This window comes from Gellertiella sp. DMC107 (assembly GCF_056313605.1).
In genome coordinates this window covers 588,601-608,565 of record NZ_JBQUZZ010000003.1, presented here as the reverse complement: position 1 = coordinate 608,565, position 19,965 = coordinate 588,601, and the positions used below count along the sequence as shown (strand labels likewise).

Below are 19,965 nucleotides of genomic sequence, written 5' to 3'. Positions count from 1 at the left end.
AGCCGCGAAGGGACATTTTGGAGAAAGGGACGGCGAGCTGGGGGCTCGCTCCGTCGGTATTTTTTGGTCGGGGTGGCCGGATTTGAACCGACGACCCCTTGACCCCCAGTCAAGTGCGCTACCGGGCTGCGCTACACCCCGACCCGCCTAAAAGGCTTGCATGCTTTAAGAGTTTGGCGATGGGAGTGCAAGCCCAAAATGCGATCTGCGGGCAAGAAAGACGTTGAAGACGGATCTTCAAACCATGGCCCGCGCGTGCTGCCGCTGCCAGCGGTTTTCCAGCGCAATGCTGCCCCAGATAATGCCCAGCAGGAGGTAGAAATGCCGCCAGTGATCGATATCGATCACGTTGCCGATGATCACATGCCCCAGGACCACGGTCCAGGCGATCATCAGATAGGGCTGCCACGGCCGCTCCCGCAAGAGAAGCCGATACCCCATGAGCAGGGAGGCAAGCAGCGTCGTAATGAAGGTCACGAAGCCGAGCCAGCCATAGGTCGTCAGCGTTTTCAGCCAGATATTGTGCTCGTCTTCGCCTAGGGTCTTGCCGAAAATCAACGGTCCTATGCCGAGCGGATGTTCGAGAGACAGCCTGAAGCCGATTCGGTGCCGCTCGAATCGCCCGAGATGCCCGCCATCGTAATCCTGCACCAGCTTGGTGCGGTTGGAGAAGAGTTCGGACACCTGCTTGAATTGCAGCGCAACGGCGAGGCCCCCCGCCATCAGCATGGCGGCCATCAGCGCGAGCGTAAGGATCTTCAGCCGGAAGGCCGTGGAGCGCTGCTTCATCAGCATGATGAAGACCAGCATCACGGCGCAGAACAGGAACAGGATCCAGGCGGCGCGGGAAAAGGACAGGAAGATGCCGAGCGCCAGAATGAGCAGGGAGCCGGCCCGCAACGGGATCATGGCCGCACGGCCGTTCAGCAATCCATAGATCAGATAGAGGGCAGGGGAGACCAGGAAGGGACCGAACACGTTCGGATCCTGAAAGGCACCCTTCGCGCGATCGTACAGCGTGAACTGCTCTGCCCCCGGGAAAGCATGGAAATAGCCGAGAATCCCGAGGATGGACGTGCCCAGCGCCGCCAGAACCCAGCCGGTAAACATGATATGCAGCCGCTGATGTCGATCCTCGATCACCGCGGCATAGAAGACGGAGGTCAAGGCCAGAAAGATCGAGACGGCCATGTAGATCGGACCGTCGGTCAGGTCTTTCAGCTGCGTCAGCGAGACGAGGCCACCGACGTTGAAAATGAGAAGGGCAGCGAGAAGCAAGGCAACGGTGCGCGAGATCTTGAGCCCGCTGAGGAAGAACACTGCAATCAGTGCCACCATCATCAGCTCATAGGGGGCCGGCTCGGAAATCACGAATCCGGAAAGAAACACGCCGAATGCCGTGAAGAAGGAGGCGATCTTCTGCCACGCCGCACGTTGCGGATGGAAAACGGCCGGCGAGGAGTTGGCAATCGCGCTCAATAGGCGTTTTCCGTGTTGAGCAGACGAATTGGCGTGAGCAGCAGGATCTTCAGATCGAACAGCAACGACCAGTTCTCGATATAGTAGAGGTCGTAGGCAGTCCGGAACTTGATCTTGTCGTCATTATCGATCTCGCCACGCCATCCGTTGATCTGCGCCCAGCCGGTCACTCCCGGCTTGACGCGGTGGCGGGCGAAATAGCCCTCGGCCACTTCGCTGAACCGGCGGTCCCGCGTCTGGGCTTCGACCGCATGCGGACGCGGGCCGACAAGCGAAAGATCGCCGCGCAGCACGTTGAACAGCTGGGGAAGCTCGTCGATCGACGTCTTGCGGATGAAACGTCCCACTTTCGTGACCCGAGGGTCGCCCTTGGTAACCGCCAGTTTCGCGCTGGGATCGCTCATGTTCGTATACATAGAGCGGAACTTGAGGACGTTGATGACCTCGTTGTTGAAGCCGTGGCGCTTCTGAACGAAAAGAACCGGGCCAGGGGAGTTCACCTTGATGGCAATCGCGGTCGCCAGCATGACCGGCCACAAAAGGGTAAGGGCGATCAGGCTGAACACGATGTCGAAAACGCGCTTGGCTACGGAATCCCAGTCCCGGATCGGCTTGTCGATAATGTCGAGCATCGGCACGTTGCCGACATGGGAATAGGCGCGCGGCCGGAAATGCAGCTTGTTGGCATGGGCGGCAAGGCGGATGTCGAGCGGCAGGATCCAGAGCTTCTTCAGCAGATGCAGAATGCGGCCTTCGGCAGACAGGGGCAGCGAAATGATCAGCATGTCCAGCCGGGCCAGACGGGAGAATTCCACGAGCTCGTCGACCGTGCCGAGCTTCGGATAACCGGCAACGATGACCGGCGAGCGGCTGTCGTCGCGGTCATCGAAGATGCCGCAGATGCGGATATCGTTTTCCGGCTGCTGTTCCAGCGAGCGGATCAGCTGCTTTGCGGGCTCGCCGCCGCCGACGATGACGGCCCGGCGCTCCATCGTTCCGTCGCGCGCCCAGTGCTTGATGGCGAAGGCAATGGCAAGGCGCTCGATGGTGAGGAAGATCATTCCGGCCGAGAACCAGGTGAGCAGGAACGCCCGGTCCGGCAGATTGCCGGAGCTTGAAAAATAGAAGGCGATGGCCACGAGCCCCATGACGATCAGCCATGTGGTCATGACGCGCGGCAAGGTGCGCCGCGCCGCGCGCATCGACGGTACCTGATAGGCATCGATGATCTGCAGGAGGAACACGATGATGGACGGCACGAGCAGCAACGTGCCGAGAATATGGGGTGTGAAAATCGATCCGTGGGTGCCGGAGAAAAACTGGGATATGGACCCGATCGCCAGAAGCGACACGCCTTCGAACAGGCGGATTTCGCCGAGCAGCAGGCTGGGCGAATGGCTGTGTTCGCGGAACTGTTCGGCGATCTGGCGGGCAAACGGATTGAGTTCGACACGGACGCGTTCTGTGTTGCCGGAAGCCTGGGCTTCGGACATGGAACGTCGGATCTGATCGATGTCGATCGAACTCTTGGGTTGCGGCTGGCTCATATCATGGACCCTTGAAAGTGGTCCGAAACTAGCAGCAAGCCCCTAAGAAACGTTTACGGAAATGGTTCAATCGCCTCATCATTCGAGGCACTTGCGGCCGGTTCTGGCACAGATGGGCTATTTCAGGAGGTCAGACGCCGGTAGAGCTGCATGATATGACGCGCCATGGTCACAGAAGAGAAGGTTTCGCGAAAGCTGTCCGCCCGGGGCATGTTGCGGGCATGCCAGCCCGCATCGGCCAGAGCCTCCGTCATCACCCGGGCGAGATCGGCCGCGTCTCCGGGCGTGACCAGAGCGCGATTGTCTTCCCCGAGCACTTCCGGAATGCCGCCCACCCGGCTGGCGATCAGGGTCTTGCCGGCAGCAAGCGCCTCCAGCACGATGTAGGGCATCGCCTCCGCGCGGGAGGGCACCACCAGGATTCGCGAGGTGCGAAAAGCTTCCCGGGCCGGCATCGGCGGCAGCATGCCGATCCGGTTGCCGAGCCCCAGCCGGTTGATCTGTTGCTGATACTTGTCCCGATCCGGTCCATCGCCCACGATCAGTGCGACGAGGGGCCTGCCGAGCGCCCGCTCCGTGGCCGCAAAGGCTTCGATGAAGACGTCCGGCCCCTTCAGGTCCCGGAGCATGCCCACATAGAGGAAATCCACGGAATCGGACTGGGCCGGCACGGGCACGAACTCGGGCTCGCTGATGCCGTTATAGACCATCTGCCAGGGCACGCGCGGCACGCCGAGCTTGGCTTCATAGGTTCTTCGCTCGTAGTCGCAGACAAAAACGAGGGAATCGGAGAAATGCTCGAGGAACCGGTCGATGCTGAGGGAAACGAAGCCCACGGGGCTCCTGCGCGAATAATGCAGGGTGCCGCCGTGGGGTGTGTAGAGGCGGGCTACGCGATACCTGTTGGCCCGCAGGACTGAGCCGATGAGACGAGCGATAGCGCCACCCTTGGCGCCGTGCCCGTGCAGGACATCAGGCTTCAAACTTTTGATTTCTTTATAACTTCTGTACAGCGCGCCGAGGTCGCTGAAGGTAATGGACCGCTGGATCGGCATCCGCACGATGCCGAGCGAGAGATAGGGCAGGAGATCGCGGATCTGCCGCTCCTCGTATTCGCCTCCGGTGTTGTTGTCGAAAAGCAGGCCAATCTCGTGCCCAGCCTTGCTGTGCTCGATCACCAGATCGCGGACATGACGGAAGATGCCGCCTACCGGAGACCGGAAGCAATGGATGATGCGCAGCGGCTTTTCCTGTTGCATGGTTCCTCAAAACAGCCGCTCGCGCACATAGATCGTATCGCCGGCCATCACGGAATCGGTAATCGGCACCCGTCCGGTCAGGACCTGACCATTGATCTTGCGGGTGATGTCCACGTCCCGCATGGCGGCGCGCGGCGAATAGCCACCCGCAACCGCTATGGCATTCTGCACGGTCATCCCGGGTACATAGGAATATTGGCCCGCCTGACCGACCTCTCCCATGACGAAAATCGAGCGATACCGGTCGACCTCGATGGAGACATCCGGATCGCGCAGGTAGCCCTGCTGCAGTTTCTGCGCAATTGTCTTCTCGAGCTTGGGCAATGTCTGCCCGCGGGCCGGAACCTGGCCGATCAGCGGGAAGGCGACATAGCCGGCCTGATCCACCGTGTAGGTATTGGAAAGGCCTGTCTGCTCGAAAACGGTGATCCGCAGGCGGTCACCGGAATCCAGCGTATACGGCTGTATCGTCGCTTCGCTGAAGGCGCGGCTCGGCGGGCTGTAGGTCGTACAGCCGGGCAGAATTGCTGCCGCTGCCATCAGCGCGACCGCCAAACTCTTCTGTATGCCCAAGAATCCCATGCCTCTTCCCGCCTCATCGCGATTAGTGGCCTGTTATCGATCCGTTAGGGTTAATAGCCGGTAAATAGTAATGAAATTTTCCGTTTTGCTGCCGACCGGGCATTAACGGCGGATTTACTATACATCTTTACGATCCTGCGCATGTAAAGAGGCGGAGTATGCCATGCCGGATGGAACGGTCAGTCAGCAGGATGTCGATATCGACCTGAAGCAGCTTTTCGGGGCTATCTGGCAACGAAAGATGCGCATACTTGTGCTGACGGCAACGGTTTCGGCGCTGGCCTTCGTGGGCGCCAATCTGGCCACACCCAGCTACCAGAGCGAGGCGCGCATCCTGATCGAGCAGCGCGCGCCCGCATTTTCCAAGACGGAGCAGGCGGGGGGCGAGACGCAGCCGCTGCTGGACGAGCTGAATATTGCCAGCCAGGTGCAGGTCCTCAGCTCGGCCGATCTCATCAAGCGGGTGGCGCAGGAGCTCAATCTCAGCGCATTGTCCGAATTTGACAGTTCCCGGTCCACATCGACCCGCATCCTGCAGATGCTGCATCTGAAAAAGTCCAATGCCGACCAGACGCCCGAGGAGCGCGTCGTGGACAAGTTCATTGAAAAGCTGCAGGTCTACCAGGTCGAGAAATCCCGCGTGATCGGCATCCAGTTCACCTCGGAAGACCCGAAGCTGGCCGCAGCCATTCCCAATACCATGATGAAGATCTACTCGCAGATGCAAAGCGATGCGAAGATCGATTCGAACTTCGAGGCCACCCAGTGGCTGGAACCCGAAATAGCCAATCTCCGCAAGAAAGTGGAGGAGGCCGAAAAGAAGGTGGCGGATTACCGCGCCAAAAAGGACATTCCCCAATCCGGCGATACGGGTTCCTTTGCGGCGCAGCAGCTAAAGGACATCTCGACGGAAATTGCCCGCGTTCGTTCCGATGGCGCCAGCGCGACGGCGCGCGCCGCCGCGGTTCGCAACGCCCTGTCGAATGGCGGTTCGGCCGATACGCTGGCCGACATCGCCAACTCCGCGATGATGCAGAAGCTCAAGGAAACCGAGTCGGGTCTCAAGGGTCAGATTGCGGATTTGTCCACGACGCTCATGAACAATCATCCGCGCCTGAAGGCCCTGCGCTCCCAGCTTGGCGGCATCCAGGTGCAAATCCGGCAGGAAACGACGAAAATCCTGTCTTCGATCGAGAACGAGGCAAAGGTTGCCCGCCTGCGAGAGGAAGAGCTCGCCCGGCAGCTGGATGCGGCCAAGGTCGATGCGGCGCGGTCGTCGGAGCAGGAAGTCGGTCTGAAGGCCCTGGATCGCGAAGCCGCAGCCCAGCGCCAGTTGCTCGAAACCTATCTGGCCCGCTATCGCGAGGCGGCCTCACGCTCCGGCAAGAACTCGAGCCCGGCCGATGCCCGCGTGATTTCAAATGCCATCGAGGCACGGGAGCCGACATTTCCGAAGATTCTGCCGATCACCATCATCGCCGCCTTGGCCACGATCATCCTGAGCGCGGTGACGATCCTGTTGATGGAACTGTTTTCCGGCCGAGCGCTGAAGCCCGCAACGCCGCTTATCCCCCAGGATGAAGCAGCCGAGCCGCGGGTGGTTCGCGAGCCGGAGGCGAAATCGATACCCCGCGCAAAGTCCGAAGCAAACACCGGCGCCATCGAAAGGGCCGTTGCCGCCCTGTCCCGCGCCGAGGCCGAGCCCAAACCTGCCCCGGCTGCCGCGCCGGCAATCGTCGATGAGCCGAACGATTTTTCGATCGAGTCCGTGGCGAGCCACATTCTGGGCAGCCGCATTCCCGTGGTATTCGGCCTGTCGCCGACCGGGGACGACGGCTCGACCGCCATGGTGATGCTGGCCCGTGAGATTGCCGAGGCGGGGCGTTCCGTGATCCTGATCGACATGACGGCATCCCTGCTGCCCACCCGGCTGATGGCATCGGACCGCTATCTTCCCGGTATTGCCGACTTGCTGACCGGTGACGCCGCCTTCGGCGATACGATCCATTCCGATCGGCTGTCTTCCGCGCACATCATACCCCGGGGTCGCGCTGACATGGGCGAAGCCATCAAGGGCGCAGACCGGCTGTCGATCATCATCGGCGCCCTGTCCGACGCCTATGATGCGGTCCTGGTCGAATGCGGCACGACGGATGTCGCCGGCTTGACCCGCCTGACGCGCAGCCCCTCGGAGCATGTGCTTCTGTCTCTCCCCGTCATGGACGATGCGCAGCTGACCGCTCTCATCGGCGAATGCGCCGATGCGGGATATTCCGAACTGATGCTGATGGCGGACAAGCGGGCCGTCTCGACACCCAAGGGATGGCGCGGGCGGTTGACCAGAGGTGTCGCGGCCTGAAACGGCGTTTACCCCGCAGGAGGCTCTTAATCCTGATCGGCGCTGTCCGGCGGGTCGCCGCCTTGCGTCGCAGCGCTTCGCCGCTTCTGGATCGCATTGTAAAGTGCCGGGTTTGCCTTGATCCGGGCCTTGATGCGGGTGACCAGCCGGTGAAAACCCGCCGCCAGATGGCCCTGCAGGCTGAGCGGCAGCAGGACATCATACTGGATCGTTTCGACCGTACACCAGGATCGCTTGTAGGCTTGGTCGCCGATCCCGAAATCGAAGATGGCCGCGCCGTCCTTGCAGGCTGCTTCGATCACATGCCAGAACAGGAACTCGCCCGGGCTGGCTTCCGGCAGCAGATCTTCCCGTATGGAACCAAACTGGCAGATGATGTGGTCGCCCTTCCGTGACGTGCCGGTGATGGCGAGAAACGGCTTGTCGCCGGCCACAAGGCGCAAGCCGTAGAGGCGCAACAGATAGTCCTTCGATTCCGCAGGCGCATCCAGAAGCGTATGGAAAAAGGCCTTGATCGAGGGAGATGCGAAGGCGTCCGGCAAACCCTGGCTGCGGAAACGTTCCGCTTTCTGCCGGAAGAACTCGTCGAGCAAGGCATGCCGTTCGGCAGAGGTTTGCGGTTCCACGATCTCATAGCCGCCCGCTTCTTCGAGGCGGCGCTGCTGAAGGCGGAACTTCTTGCGTCGCCGTTTCGCATTCACCTGCTTGAGTGTATCCTCGAAAGAGGAGTGAAGCGGAACCTGAAAAGCCCGGTTCTGGTTTTCCGTGAGCGGGAGAAAGGCAAGCGGCGACGTTCGCTCCCTCCACTGCAGCGCCATCCGCTCGAGACTGAGCAGATCGGCGCGCCCCTTCAAGGCCTTTGCCAGCGCCCTGCGCAGCGCGTGCGGATCGAGGTCCACCCCGCGGTCGAACACGCCGGTATTGATGTTGCTGTAATCGGACCCGACAAATCGCGCAATCCACGTGCCACGACGGTTGCGCAGGGTGAGCGGCAGAACGAAGGCGGGGTGGCCGTCGATGCGGCCTTCCAGAAACAGTGCCTTCGAAGGATTGGTCGCAAGCCATGCCCTGCACCAGCCCGCGCCATCATGCAGGGAGACATGATCGTCCGCCTCCATCTGCCGCAGGGCCGGCATGACGGCATCCAGGCTTTCATGCACGATGATCTCGATAGCCGCACCCTTTGCAGGCGGGGAGGGCAGACCCGTATCGAGGGCCTGCACGGTCATGCGGCTGGAACTCAAGGACAATCCCTAAACGTCAGAGTGATGGATGCGATGAAGATTACACATTGCACACATCCGCTTAATGGTTGTTGAATACACGCGCATTCACGATTGCGCCGGCGGACCCGCCATCCATTTGATGATCAGCATTGCCGGCAAAATCCACAGCAAGCCTGACAGGGCGAAATAGGCGAGATGCACCCAACCTGAGGATTGGCCCAGATAGGCGGAGGCCACGCTGGTGGCAATAAGCGCATAGACGATGACGAGCAGGACGATGGCGATGGTCCCGATCAGTTTCTTGAGGCGCAGGGGCATTCTCTTGCTCCACGGTGCGGTGTTCCGGTTCGCCTTTCTATAAAGGCCGCGACCGCGTGCCGCAAACCGTCCAGACTTGTTTTATGCCAGCTTGTGATGCACATCATGCCGCATCTGAAGGAGAATGCGAGATCATGGCGACAGCGGCCTTTGAAAGCCTTGTATTGAAAGGGATCGAAAAGCAGGAGAGGGATCGCCGCGCGATCCGCATCTGGCTTGGATGCGTACTCGTGGCGCTTTTCGCGCTTGTGCTGGTGGGCGGGGCAACGCGCCTGACGGATTCCGGACTTTCCATCACGGAGTGGAAGCCCGTCCATGGGGTGATCCCGCCGCTGAATGCAGCGGAGTGGCAGGAGGAATTCGATCTTTACAAGCGAATTCCGGAATATTCCCAGATCAATGCGGGCATGACGGTCGAGGAGTTCAAGCGGATTTTCTGGTGGGAATGGGCGCACCGATTGATCGCCCGCTCCATCGGGTTGATCTTCGCGCTCCCGCTCGCCTTCTTCTGGGCGACGGGACGGATCGAAAATCGTCTCAAGCTACCCCTTGTCGGTATCCTCGCTCTTGGCGGGTTCCAGGGTTTCATCGGCTGGTGGATGGTATCGTCCGGGCTTGCCGACCGTACGGATGTCAGCCAGTACCGTCTCGCCGTGCATCTGACGATGGCCTGCATCATCTTTGCGTCGACCATGTGGGTCATGCGGGCGGTCACACCGCATGAGGAATCGCCCGCCCGTTATTCGGGCTCGGTCCGGATGGCCATGGTCATCGCGATTTTTGCCCTGTTCCAGATCTATCTGGGCGCTCTTGTGGCAGGCCTCGATGCCGGTTTTTCCTACAATACCTGGCCTCTCATGGATGGGGCGATCGTGCCCGGCGATCTGTTCATCCAGCAACCCTGGTGGATCAACCTGTTTGAAAACCCGAAGACCGTTCAGTTCGTCCATCGTCTGGGCGCCTATGTTCTGTTCGGGCTGACGCTTTACCACCTCTTCCAGACCCGCCGGGAGTTGCCGGGCTCCGCCCATGCGCGGCGCTCGGTGGTTCTCTTCGGCCTCGTCTTCCTGCAGGCCTGCCTCGGCATTGCAACGCTGCTGTCGCAGGTGCAGATTCATGCGGCGCTGACCCATCAGGCGGGAGCGATCGTCATCCTGGGTTTTGCCGTCGCGCATTGGCGGGGTTTCAAGGGTGCCTATCCCCTGCAAACCGCGATTGTCGAGCGCAGCTGAAATCTCCGCACTCTTCGATCACGCGGTAAGAAGGCGGCCCCGAGCCGCCTTTTTTCTTGAAGATCAGCCAAAACGATAGGCGGAGTAGGGTTTGCCGAGAAAGTCTGTCTCGAAGATCTTCCGGCCTCGATCCAGCCCCGCCGCGCCGGCCGCGACGAAAAGCGGAACCAGATGATCGTGATCCGGCACATGGCAGGCCCGCGCATCCGGATTGTCTTCCCAGCGGGCAAGCGTGGCATTTCGTTCCGCGCTGTCGCGGGCCTCCACGGCCTGGGTCAACCATTGATCGAAGCGCCTGGCCTCTTCCACATGGGTGGGCTCGTCGGAGCGGAATTTCCGCATGTTGTGATAGCTCATGCCGGAGCCGACAATCAGGATATCGTCGTTCCGCAGCCGTTCCAGCGCCGCCCCAAGTTTCAGATGGGTCGCCGCCGAGAGGTCGTTATCCAGCGACATCATGACAAGGGGCACGTCCGCTTCCGGATAAATCAGCATGAAGGGGATGAAAACGCCATGATCATATCCCCGCTCCGCATCGGCGCGGGTTTCAATCCCCGCGTCTGCAAGGACCCTCCTGACCTGTTCCGCCACGTCGGGGGCGCCCGGCGCGGGGTACCGAAGTTCGTAGGTATGGGGCGGAAAATTATAGTAATCGAACAGCATTCCGGGCGCTGCCGCCGTGCTGACGGCCACTTTCGGTTCCTTTTCCCAATGGCCGGAAACCACCAGGACTGCCTTCGGTTTGCGTCCGATATCGGTCGAAAGGCCGCGCAGGAATGCGCCCAGATCGTCCCAGGGCCCTTTGCCTGCGACATCCTTTGGGAAATCCATGAAAGGCCACGGGCCGCCACCGTGGGGAATGAAGTAGACGGGCAGCTTCGCTCCGGTCATGACATACCTCTCGCATCTCGGATGCGGCAGGTATAGACCATCTCGATTGTTCAATCGAGATGGTTATCTTGCGACAGATCGTTCATCTATGCTCAACAGTCAGGCGGAAAGCATGAGGTCCATGTTCTGAACCGCTGCCCCGGAGGCACCCTTGCCGAGATTGTCGAGCAGGGCGACGAGATTGGCATGCTGACCTCCCGGCGTTCCGAAGACGAACAGTTTCATGCTGTCCTGGCCGGCAAGATCCACCGCATTCACGCGCGGCAACTTTGCACTATCGGCGAGCGGCATGACGGAGACGATGTCCTGACCCGCATAATGGGCGGATAGTGCCGCATGGATCGTCTGCAGCGTTGCGCCCTTTTCCAGATCGGCAAGGAACAGCGGCACCTGCACGATCATTCCTTGCGGGAATTTCCCGACCGAGGGCGAGAAGAGCGGTGCACGGGAGAGCTTTCCGTGCAACTGCATTTCCGGCACATGCTTGTGCTGCAGGGTGAGGCCATAGAGGAAGTGCGGCGCATCGATGTGCTCGGGGTGATCTGCCTGTTCCATCTGGGCGATCAACTGCTTGCCGCCGCCCGTATAGCCGGAGACCGCATTCACGCTGACGGGATAGGCGGCGGGCAGCAGGCCGGCCTCGACAAGCGGACGGATAAGGCCGATGGCGCCCGTGGGGTAGCAGCCGGGATTGGCGACATGGCGAGCATCGCGAATTTTTTCTGCCTGTCCGCGGTCCATTTCCGCAAAGCCATAGGCCCAGTCCGGATGGGTCCGGAAGGCCGTGGACGTATCGATGATCCGCACTGTCTCATTGCCGGCCAGCATGGTCACGGCCTCCTTGGAGGCATCGTCAGGCAGGCAGAGGATGGCGATATCGGCGCTGTTGAGCAGGTCCTCGCGCATGGCCGCGTTGCGGCGCTCTGCTTCCGGAATGGACAGGAGCGTTACATCGCGGCGGCCGGCCATGCGGGTGCGGATCTGCAGCCCCGTCGTGCCGTGTTCGCCATCGATGAAGATTTTCGCGCTCATGTCTTTATCCATCTTTTCAGGAGGTTGGGAGGGGCAGCGGACTCACTTTATCCGCTGCCTGAATCAATTTGTTAGCGGGCCTTCGCCAGGCGTTCAGCCCTCAGCCCGAGCATATACATGGCGACTGTCGCGCCCGCAATGGCGGTGATATCCGCATGATCATAGGCCGGCGCCACCTCCACGATGTCCGAGCCCCGGATATCGAGCGCACCGAGCTTGCGCAGCACGGACAGCATCCGCGCCGACGAAGGTCCCCCGGCAACAGGCGTTCCGGTTCCCGGCGCGAAAGCCGGATCCAGGCAGTCGATGTCGAAGGTGAGATAACAGGCTCGGTCGCCCACATGGGCCAGGATCGCATCGGCGATCGCCTGCGCGTTCATGTCCTCGACCGCATAGCCGGGGATGATGCGAATGCCGAAATCCTCCGGCGCTTCGGTGCGGATGCCGATTTGAATCGACCGGGCGGGATCGATCACGCCCTCCCGGACAGCGCGGCAGACGAAGGAGCCGTGGTCGATCCGCTTTCCGTCGTCATCCCACGTATCCTGATGCGCATCGAAATGAACCAGGGCCAGCGGACCATGTTTGGCCGCATGCGCCTTCAGCAAGGGCCATGTCACGAAGTGATCCCCGCCGAGGGAGAGCAGATAGGCACCGGACGCGATGATCTTCGCTGCTTCCTTTTCGATCTGCCCCGGCGTCTTCTGATGGTTGCCATAGTCGAGCAGCACGTCACCATAATCGATCACCGCCATAGCCTCGAACAGATCGCGCGCAAAGGGATATTGCGGATCGTTGTCGAAGATGGCGGAGGCACGACGGATGGCCTGCGGTCCGAACCGGGCGCCCGGACGGTTGGAGACCGCCGCATCGAAGGGAATGCCGAGAACCACGGCATCCACATCCTTCAGTTGTTTGGAATACTTCCGCCGCATGAAGGACAAGGCGCCCGCATAGGTGGGATCGGTCGCCGCGCCGCGGGTCGCCTTGGCGGTGAAAGCATTGTCTATGGATTTGGATGCCATGGTCAGGTCTCGCTGAGGTCGAAGGAATAGGCGCGCTCGATCTTGCCGATGCGCATTTCGAAATGGGAATACCAGCGTTCACGCCCCAGTCGCTGGGCGACCAGATGGTCTGCGACGGCCTTCCACGCCCGGATGCTCTCGAGGTCGCGCCAGTAGGAATTGGTGATGCCAAAGCCATCAGCACCACGGGTCGATTCCACGCCCAGATAGCCCGGCTGTTCGGCGGCGAGCTCCACCATCCGTTGCGCCATGGCCCCATATCCGTGATCGCCATCGCGGCGGGTGGAGGAAAAAGCAACGATGTAGTAGGGCGGTTCCGGAAGCGTGGCGAAAGTTGTATCGACAGGGTCGGACATGGCGGGATCTCCTCGAAGCCGCCATGCAAGCAGATTCCCACGGCGATTTGAATTCAAATTCCGCCTCTCGCGGCCCGAAAAAGCGCGCGATTCCCAAAGGCTGCTCGATATTCGCTCCAGGCCTGACGCTGTCGGTAGATGAAATATCGGAGCGGATCGAGGGCCCGGTGCAATTCCTTCCGGCGCCCTGCATCGTCGGTGACACTTGGAGCAGTGGTTACCAGCACCGGTGCCCGGTCGAAAGCAAGACCACTGCTTCGGGCATGGCAGAGATCGCGAATGTAGAAGTCGATCGGGGCGTGGACGGGAAGCGCCTTCGAGAGGAATGCTTCCGCCCCGTCCCTGGACCACAGCATTCCCGTCGCTGTCATTGGAAAATAATGGGAGGCGCTGAGCATATATGTGCCCATGGCCGAGCGGATCGGCGCGATCTCCGTCCAGACCCGCTTTACACCCCGACTGAGATTGACCACATCCCAATGGCCGGCATAGCTGCTTAGAAATTCCACGCTTGCCTGAAGGAACCCGGCAAAGCCTTCCGGCAACAGCAGATCGTCCTCGAACAGCAGCAGATAGCGGCTGTCACTGTCGAGGAAGGTCTGCAAGGCGAGCCGGTGACTGAGAAAACAGGCAATTTCTCCGGCGGACATTGATCGGGCCATGCGCTGGTGGGTGCGCGCCTCGTCATATTCGGCAAAGGAATGGGGCGTCCGCTTCCGTCCGTCCACCGCAGAAAGCCGGGTGAACTCCAGCCCCTCCCGATTCAGAAAAGCCGTCGAGCTTTCCAGCCGATCCCTGCAGTCATCCAGATTGATCAGCAGGACGAGAACGTCCTTGTGGCTCGGCATCGGCTTCATCCTCGAATGGCACTGCCGCCCACCTTAACGGTGAGGGGCGATGGCGGCAGGAGTCCATCCCTCATAAATCGATATACTCCACAACTAGTATGCGTCCGATCATGGGCGTGGGCCGGCGACGCACGCGGCTATGCCCCACAGGCGGGTGTCACGATTTCCCTGCCGTAAAGCCGCCATCGACCATCAGGTTGGTACCGGTAATGAAGCTTGCCTCGTCGCTCATGAGGAAAAGGGCCGCATGGGCAACCTCGTCTGGCCGACCGAGCCGACCGAGGGGGTGGAGGGCGATCAGCGCCTTCATGGTCTCCTCATCGACTGCGGACAGGAGCGGCGTATCGATGTAGCCCGGGCCGATGGCATTCACGCGAACGCCATGGGGTGCAGCCTCCAGGGAAAGGGTTCGGGTGAGGTTGACCACACCGCCCTTGGCTGCCGAATAAGCGGCGGTCATCGACTGGCCGAAGACGCCGAGGATGGAGGCGCAGTTGACGATGCTGCCGCGACCTTGCCCATACATGACCTTGAGCGCTGCCCTGGCCACCCGGAACACGCCGTTCAGGTTGATGTCGATGATGCGGAGAAAGTCCTCGTCCGTGTAGTCGATGGCGGGGCTCATGCCGCCGATGCCGGCATTGTTGAAGACACCGTCCAGCCGGCCGAAATGCTGAAGAGCCGTGCCGATCATGGCATCAACATCCGCGGTCGAGGAGACGTCGACGGCGATGAAGCGGCATTTCCCGGGGTGAAGCGAATCCAGATGCGCGGCACGCGCAGCGCCTTCGGAACTGGCGAGATCCGCCATGACGACGCTTGCCCCTTCTTCCAGAGCGCGTTTGACCGTGGCAAGGCCGATGCCGCTGGCTCCGCCTGTCACGAGAATGACCTGTCCCTGCATGCGCATGTTCAAACCTCCGCTGTCCGTTGCGTTGTTGCCGCTCAGGCACGGGCAAACTGCGTGTTCATGGAGGTCGGCACCTTGCGCTAGGTCAAGCGGCCCCTGTTTTCATGCCGGTGTCATGAACGGAAGGCCAGAACGAAAACGGCCGCCCGAAGGCGGCCGTTCCGAAATCGAAGGCAGGGCCAGCGATTAACGCTTGGAGAACTGGAAGGACCGGCGGGCCTTGGCCTTGCCGTACTTCTTGCGCTCGACCACGCGGCTGTCGCGGGTCAGGAAGCCACCCTTCTTCAGCACCGAGCGCAGGCCCGGTTCGAAGTAGGTCAGCGCCTTGGAGATGCCATGACGAACCGCACCGGCCTGGCCGGAGAGACCGCCGCCTGCAACCGTTGCAACGATGTCGAACTGGCCGTCACGGGCAGCAGCGACGATCGGCTGGCGCAGGATCATCTGCAGAACCGGACGGGCGAAGTAAGCGTTGAATTCCTTGCCGTTGACGGTGATCTTGCCGGAACCCGGCTTGACCCAGACGCGGGCTACGGCGTTCTTGCGCTTGCCGGTCGCGTAGGAGCGGCCGAGCGAGTCAACCTTGCGAACGTGCGACGGAGCTGCGTCCTGTGCCGGGGCAAGGTCCTTCAGGGAAGAAAGATCGGCCATGATCAGGCGCTCCTTGTGTTCTTGCTGTTCAGCTTGGCGACGTCGAGAGCGACGGGCTGCTGTGCTTCATGCGGATGGTTCGAGCCGGCGTATACGCGCAGGTTCTTCATCTGACGACGGCCGAGCGGGCCGCGCGGAATCATGCGTTCGACGGCCTTCTCGATGACGCGCTCCGGGAAGCGGCCTTCGATGATCTGGCGAGCCGTACGCTCCTTGATGCCACCCGGGTAGCCGGTGTGCCAGTAGTACTTCTTGTCGGCATACTTGTTGCCGGTGAAGGCGACCTTCTCGGCGTTGATCACGATGACATTGTCACCATCGTCAACGTGAGGGGTGTAGGTGGCCTTGTGCTTGCCGCGCAGGCGCATGGCGATCAGGGTGGCGAGGCGACCGACAACGAGGCCTTCGGCATCGATGAGGATCCACTTCTTCTCCACCTCGGCGGGCTTCTGAACGAAGGTAGACATGAGTTTGAACTCTCTCTTGAGATCCCCGAATTCGTCCGGGGACGAATGGGGCGTTTCTTGTTGCTTGGCGGTGAACGAACACCGTGGCGGCTTATACGGCGGCTCGATCCGCGGGTCAAGCAGACGAAATTCAGCGGCAGGAAAAATTGATGACAAAAAACAAAGGCTTAGATGTGTGGTAAAATGTTACCACAACAAATTCAGCGCGGAGGGATGGAATAGGTGGCCACGGCGTGGCAGACGGGCTCCTCCGGATCGTTCTGGAACAGGCAGGCCTCCACCACGGCGAGGCGCTTTCCGAGTTTCAGCAACCGCGCGCGGCAGGTTATGCGGGCTGGCTCCGGTTTGCGCAGGAAATTGATGTTGAGATTGGTGGTGACCGCCAGGGCCACCGGCCCGATATGGGCAAGGATCGCGACATAGCAGGCGACATCCGCAAGCGTGAACATTGCGGGGCCGGAAACGGTTCCGCCCGGCCGCAGATGTCTGTCCGCCGGGTCGAGCGCCATGTCGATTTCGCCGGGCCGCACGGCGGTCACCGCAAACACCCGTCCATCCGTGTGGATCTGGGGGAAGTCCGTATCCAGGAAGGCTTCGATGTCCGCAATGTTCATGACCGGCTGCATGTTTTTCCCCTGAAATCGGAAGCCGGCCTTGCAAGCGGCTGGCGGCGTCACCCCGTTGTGTGGCAAGGATTGAGGCGAAGCAAGCCCATCGAAAGGAGAAGCCATGGCCGATATCGTTTCGCTCTCGAGGGATGGGGCGCCGCCGGAAACACCCTTGGCCGTGTCGCTGGAGGGGGGCGTTCTGAGGCTGACCCTCCACAATCCGCCCGCCAATGTGCTGTCACTGGCCTTGCTCCGGCGTTTGCACGAGACGCTGGACGCCGCTGCGGAGAACCGGGACGTGCGGGTGCTGATCATCGCCGCCCATGGCAAGCTCTTCTCTGCGGGTCACGACCTCAAGGAAATGACGGCCCGCCGGGTCGATGCCGACAAGGGCAGGGCGTTTTTCGAGCAGACCATGCGGCTGTGCGCCGATCTGATGCTGAAGATCCAGCGTCTGCCGAAGCCCGTGATCGCCGAGGTGGATGGGCTGGCAACGGCTGCCGGTTGCCAGTTGGTGGCCAGCTGCGATCTGGCAATCTGTACGGACACGTCCACCTTCTGCACGCCGGGTGTGAACATCGGTCTCTTCTGCTCCACGCCCATGGTCGCCCTGACCCGCGCGGCGCACCGCAAGCAGGCGATGGAAATGCTGCTGACCGGAGAGACGGTCGATGCCTCGACCGCAAAGGACTTCGGGATCGTCAACCGCATCGTTCCGAAGCAATACCTCACGCAAGTGGTCAACAAATACGCCTCGGTCATCGCGGCAAAGTCGCCGCTGACGTTGAAGATCGGCAAGGAAGCCTTCTATGCCCAGGCGGATCTGCCGACGGACGAAGCCTATGATTACACCATCCGCGTCATGGTCGAAAACATGATGGCCCGTGATGCGGAGGAGGGGATCGGCGCTTTCCTGGACAAGCGCCACGCCGTCTGGACCGGGGAGTGATCCCCGGCCGCACTTAGCCCATTTTCAGGATCAGCCCGCCGATCGCGATGATGGCGCCGGCGAGGTAGCGCCATGGGCTGGCTTTTTCCTTGAGGATCACGACCGAGATGACCAGAGCGAACAGGATGGCCGTCTCCCGCAATGCCGCGACCGAGGCGACCGGCGCCTTGGTCATGGCCCAGAGTGCGAGACCGTAGGAGGCGATCGATCCGGCGCCTCCGAACCATCCGCGCCACCACTCCCGTCGCACATAGGAAACGACCGGCGCCACGCCCCTGTTGTAGATGGCCCAGGCGAACAGCAATACCGGCGGCAGCAGCGCCATCCACAGCGTGTAGGAGATCGCATTGCCTGCCTTTCGCGCCCCAACGCCGTCCACAAATGTGTAGGTCGCGATAACGGCCGCATTCATGAGCGCCAGCACGATGGCCTTGCCGCTTCCCTTGCGCGCTTCGAGGGCCATGGTGAGGATACCGGCAGAGATGGTGGCAACGCCGAGCGTGGCGCCTCCACTCAGATGCTCGCCGATCACCAGGCTACTGGTCAGGGCGACCAGCAGCGGCGCTACGCCCCGCATCAAAGGATAGACAAGCCCGATATCTCCGGCCCGATAGGCACCCGCAACCAGCTGGTAATAGGTGAACTGGAGGATGGCCGAAGCGCCGATGTAGGGCCAGGCCTCCGCCAGAGGCAGCGGTAGAAAAGGCAGGAAGGGCAGGGCGGTCAGCGCGCCGCCGGCAGAAACCATGGCCGCGCCCAGCTGCTTGTCCGATCCGGCTTTGACTATGGCATTCCAGCACGCATGCAAAAGCGCACCCAGCAGGACCAGCGCTATGACATCCACAGGCATGAGACGGCTCTTTCGAGGAAAGCGGCAGACGCAGCGCGAACCGCCGCAAGGCAGGTGATTCCAGTATCAACCTGATCTTGGTAGCGGGGAAGCGTCAGCCTGCAAACCGAAATTTCCTGAGAAGAAAAAATCTAGCAACGGTTGATGCCGGGTGGGAGGACATTTCATAAAATTGACCTGTCTCCGGTAGCGAAAGTGAAAAATATCGTAAATAACTGAAATTGTTGTATTAAATAAATGCAAGAATGGGTCAGGTGGCCTGTTTTGAGATACTTTCTGGAACTCGAAATGTTCTCAAGTAAGGGATCGTTAAATTAAATAATACTAATTCTATTAATACAAACTGCGACTGCACATGGAACGGAAATGGACCACTCCAAGAACATCGAGCCGGAGCTTTCCGGTTGCGTCCCAGAATGAATGCAACCGGATGCAAGGGGGACCCTGTCCCGAAATGTCAATCGTTCAGCAACCAGGGCATGATGCGATGGCGCTCAATCTCGCGATGCTCGCAAACCTTCACGGGGCACCGGTCCCGGTCCAGCGTCGGAACGCTGGCAGATACCGCCACCTCGGTCATGTCGCAGAACGAGGAATTTCGCACATAGCGGTTGTAAAGTGGGAGGTTCTTGACGCGGGTCGACGTGTATCGCAACGTCACGGCGCCATGCGCACGGATCGTGTCCTGCACCGCCTCGCAGCTCATCTTGCGCGGATTATAGCGCGGCTCGGCATAGGCCTGGGCGGAAGCGCCCAGAAGGAGCATGCTCAAGATCCCAATTCGAAAGACTGTTCTCATCTCGTCGATTCCGTTCCTGTGTACCGGGGGATGTTAGTCACCCCCGATATCGATTGCTCTTTTCATCCATGAGACGCAAAATGGGCGGAAATCACATTTGAAAAGTGTATTTCACGCAAATGTGTTGCCAGATGGGAGAAAACGCATGAGTGCCGATGGATTGTCCGACGACGATATCCGCCACATCCTGACCTCGGTAAAGACCATAGCGCTCGTTGGCGCTTCGCCCAATCCCGAGCGGCCCAGCAATCGCGTCCTGCGCTTTTTGCTCTCCCGTGGCTATGACGTGGTTCCTGTCAATCCCGGTCAGGCCGGCAAGACGATCCATGGTCAGACGGTCGTTGCACGCCTGGCGGATGTTCCGCATCCGGTCGATATGGTCGACGTGTTCCGGGCAGCGGATGCGCTCCCGGAGGTGGTCGAGGAAGCGCTTGCGCTTTCCAGTCGCCCCAAGGTCATTTGGGGTCAGCTGGAGGTCGTGCATGCCGCTGCAGCGGAAACGGCGCGCAAGGGCGGCCTGACCGTCGTGATGGATCGTTGCCCCGCTATCGAAATTCCTAGGCTCGGCCTCTGAGGC

The 19,965-nt window shown here is 60.8% G+C and carries 21 protein-coding genes and 1 tRNA gene; 4 read left to right on the top strand and 18 right to left on the bottom strand.

From position 1 onward, the window contains the following. Window positions 1-64 precede the first annotated feature (64 nt). The 5 genes from ACT54B_RS13660 to ACT54B_RS13640 all read right to left on the bottom strand — a co-directional run bounded on the left by ACT54B_RS13660 (window position 65) and on the right by ACT54B_RS13640 (window position 4,867). Window positions 65-141, bottom strand: a tRNA-Pro gene (locus ACT54B_RS13660). Window positions 142-237: 96 nt separating this feature from the next. Next, a complete protein-coding gene (locus ACT54B_RS13655) occupies window positions 238-1,479 on the bottom strand; it encodes an O-antigen ligase family protein (protein ID WP_476045548.1) in 1,242 nt (413 codons plus the stop codon). Beyond that, window positions 1,476-3,026, bottom strand: coding sequence for an undecaprenyl-phosphate glucose phosphotransferase (locus ACT54B_RS13650; RefSeq protein ID WP_476045546.1), 1,551 nt, complete (start codon window positions 3,024-3,026; stop codon window positions 1,476-1,478). Before ACT54B_RS13650 ends, ACT54B_RS13655 begins: the two co-directional genes overlap by 4 nt. 122 nt (window positions 3,027-3,148) lie before the next feature. After that, window positions 3,149-4,285 carry a glycosyltransferase family 4 protein gene (locus ACT54B_RS13645; RefSeq protein ID WP_476045544.1) on the bottom strand — a complete coding sequence of 379 codons (1,137 nt, stop codon included), beginning with the start codon at window positions 4,283-4,285 and terminating at the stop codon, window positions 3,149-3,151. A 6-nt stretch (window positions 4,286-4,291) separates the two neighbouring features. After that, window positions 4,292-4,867, bottom strand: coding sequence for a polysaccharide biosynthesis/export family protein (locus tag ACT54B_RS13640; protein ID WP_476045542.1), 576 nt, complete (start codon window positions 4,865-4,867; stop codon window positions 4,292-4,294). Between the two features lie 163 nt (window positions 4,868-5,030). Between ACT54B_RS13640 and ACT54B_RS13635 the strand changes: the two genes are divergently transcribed. Beyond that, window positions 5,031-7,226: a GumC family protein gene (locus ACT54B_RS13635; RefSeq protein ID WP_476045540.1), complete on the top strand. Its 2,196-nt coding sequence runs from the start codon at window positions 5,031-5,033 to the stop codon at window positions 7,224-7,226. A gap of 26 nt (window positions 7,227-7,252) precedes the next feature. Here ACT54B_RS13635 and ACT54B_RS13630 read toward each other — a convergent pair whose 3' ends face one another. After that, window positions 7,253-8,470 carry a GNAT family N-acetyltransferase gene (locus ACT54B_RS13630; RefSeq protein WP_476045539.1) on the bottom strand — a complete coding sequence of 406 codons (1,218 nt, stop codon included), beginning with the start codon at window positions 8,468-8,470 and terminating at the stop codon, window positions 7,253-7,255. 87 nt (window positions 8,471-8,557) lie between these two features. Next, entirely contained in the window at window positions 8,558-8,770 is a 213-nt protein-coding gene (locus ACT54B_RS13625) for a DUF2842 domain-containing protein (protein WP_476045537.1), read from the bottom strand. Between the two features lie 134 nt (window positions 8,771-8,904). Here ACT54B_RS13625 and ACT54B_RS13620 point away from each other — a divergent pair, with 134 nt between their 5' ends. Then, entirely contained in the window at window positions 8,905-10,002 is a 1,098-nt protein-coding gene (locus ACT54B_RS13620) for a COX15/CtaA family protein (protein ID WP_476045535.1), read from the top strand. A gap of 63 nt (window positions 10,003-10,065) precedes the next feature. Here the strand turns inward: ACT54B_RS13620 and ACT54B_RS13615 are convergent, their stop codons facing one another. The 9 genes from ACT54B_RS13615 to ACT54B_RS13575 all read right to left on the bottom strand — a co-directional run bounded on the left by ACT54B_RS13615 (window position 10,066) and on the right by ACT54B_RS13575 (window position 16,808). Continuing rightward, window positions 10,066-10,893 (bottom strand): DODA-type extradiol aromatic ring-opening family dioxygenase, encoded by an 828-nt coding sequence (locus ACT54B_RS13615; protein WP_476045533.1) that lies wholly within the window; start codon window positions 10,891-10,893, stop codon window positions 10,066-10,068. A 99-nt stretch (window positions 10,894-10,992) separates the two neighbouring features. Continuing rightward, the gene (argC, locus tag ACT54B_RS13610) at window positions 10,993-11,925 is read right to left on the bottom strand and encodes an N-acetyl-gamma-glutamyl-phosphate reductase (protein WP_476045532.1); all 933 of its coding nucleotides are present in this window, start codon (window positions 11,923-11,925) and stop codon (window positions 10,993-10,995) included. A 71-nt stretch (window positions 11,926-11,996) separates the two neighbouring features. Continuing rightward, window positions 11,997-12,950: an agmatinase gene (speB, locus tag ACT54B_RS13605; RefSeq protein ID WP_476045531.1), complete on the bottom strand. Its 954-nt coding sequence runs from the start codon at window positions 12,948-12,950 to the stop codon at window positions 11,997-11,999. A 2-nt stretch (window positions 12,951-12,952) separates the two neighbouring features. Beyond that, window positions 12,953-13,306 carry an antibiotic biosynthesis monooxygenase family protein gene (locus ACT54B_RS13600; protein ID WP_476045530.1) on the bottom strand — a complete coding sequence of 118 codons (354 nt, stop codon included), beginning with the start codon at window positions 13,304-13,306 and terminating at the stop codon, window positions 12,953-12,955. A 53-nt stretch (window positions 13,307-13,359) separates the two neighbouring features. Then, window positions 13,360-14,154, bottom strand: coding sequence for a glycosyltransferase family 25 protein (locus ACT54B_RS13595; protein WP_476045529.1), 795 nt, complete (start codon window positions 14,152-14,154; stop codon window positions 13,360-13,362). 157 nt (window positions 14,155-14,311) lie between these two features. Further along, window positions 14,312-15,064: an SDR family NAD(P)-dependent oxidoreductase gene (locus ACT54B_RS13590; RefSeq protein ID WP_476045528.1), complete on the bottom strand. Its 753-nt coding sequence runs from the start codon at window positions 15,062-15,064 to the stop codon at window positions 14,312-14,314. Between the two features lie 186 nt (window positions 15,065-15,250). Next, a complete protein-coding gene (gene rpsI, locus ACT54B_RS13585; protein ID WP_476045527.1) occupies window positions 15,251-15,715 on the bottom strand; it encodes a 30S ribosomal protein S9 in 465 nt (154 codons plus the stop codon). 2 nt (window positions 15,716-15,717) lie between these two features. Continuing rightward, window positions 15,718-16,182, bottom strand: a complete 465-nt coding sequence (gene rplM / locus ACT54B_RS13580) for a 50S ribosomal protein L13 (protein WP_476045526.1) — start codon at window positions 16,180-16,182, stop codon at window positions 15,718-15,720. Window positions 16,183-16,382: 200 nt separating this feature from the next. Further along, window positions 16,383-16,808, bottom strand: a complete 426-nt coding sequence (locus ACT54B_RS13575; protein WP_476045525.1) for a PaaI family thioesterase — start codon at window positions 16,806-16,808, stop codon at window positions 16,383-16,385. A gap of 103 nt (window positions 16,809-16,911) precedes the next feature. Between ACT54B_RS13575 and ACT54B_RS13570 the strand changes: the two genes are divergently transcribed. Then, a complete protein-coding gene (locus tag ACT54B_RS13570) occupies window positions 16,912-17,739 on the top strand; it encodes an enoyl-CoA hydratase (protein WP_476045523.1) in 828 nt (275 codons plus the stop codon). 13 nt (window positions 17,740-17,752) lie between these two features. Here ACT54B_RS13570 and ACT54B_RS13565 read toward each other — a convergent pair whose 3' ends face one another. Both ACT54B_RS13565 and ACT54B_RS13560 read right to left on the bottom strand, forming a co-directional pair. Beyond that, window positions 17,753-18,589, bottom strand: coding sequence for an EamA family transporter (locus ACT54B_RS13565; protein ID WP_476045521.1), 837 nt, complete (start codon window positions 18,587-18,589; stop codon window positions 17,753-17,755). A 457-nt stretch (window positions 18,590-19,046) separates the two neighbouring features. Next, window positions 19,047-19,355, bottom strand: a complete 309-nt coding sequence (locus ACT54B_RS13560; protein ID WP_476045519.1) for a hypothetical protein — start codon at window positions 19,353-19,355, stop codon at window positions 19,047-19,049. Window positions 19,356-19,533: 178 nt separating this feature from the next. On the opposite strand from ACT54B_RS13560, the gene ACT54B_RS13555 reads away from it, so the two are divergent. After that, window positions 19,534-19,962, top strand: coding sequence for a CoA-binding protein (locus tag ACT54B_RS13555; RefSeq protein ID WP_476045517.1), 429 nt, complete (start codon window positions 19,534-19,536; stop codon window positions 19,960-19,962). The last annotated feature ends 3 nt before the right edge of the window (window positions 19,963-19,965 follow it).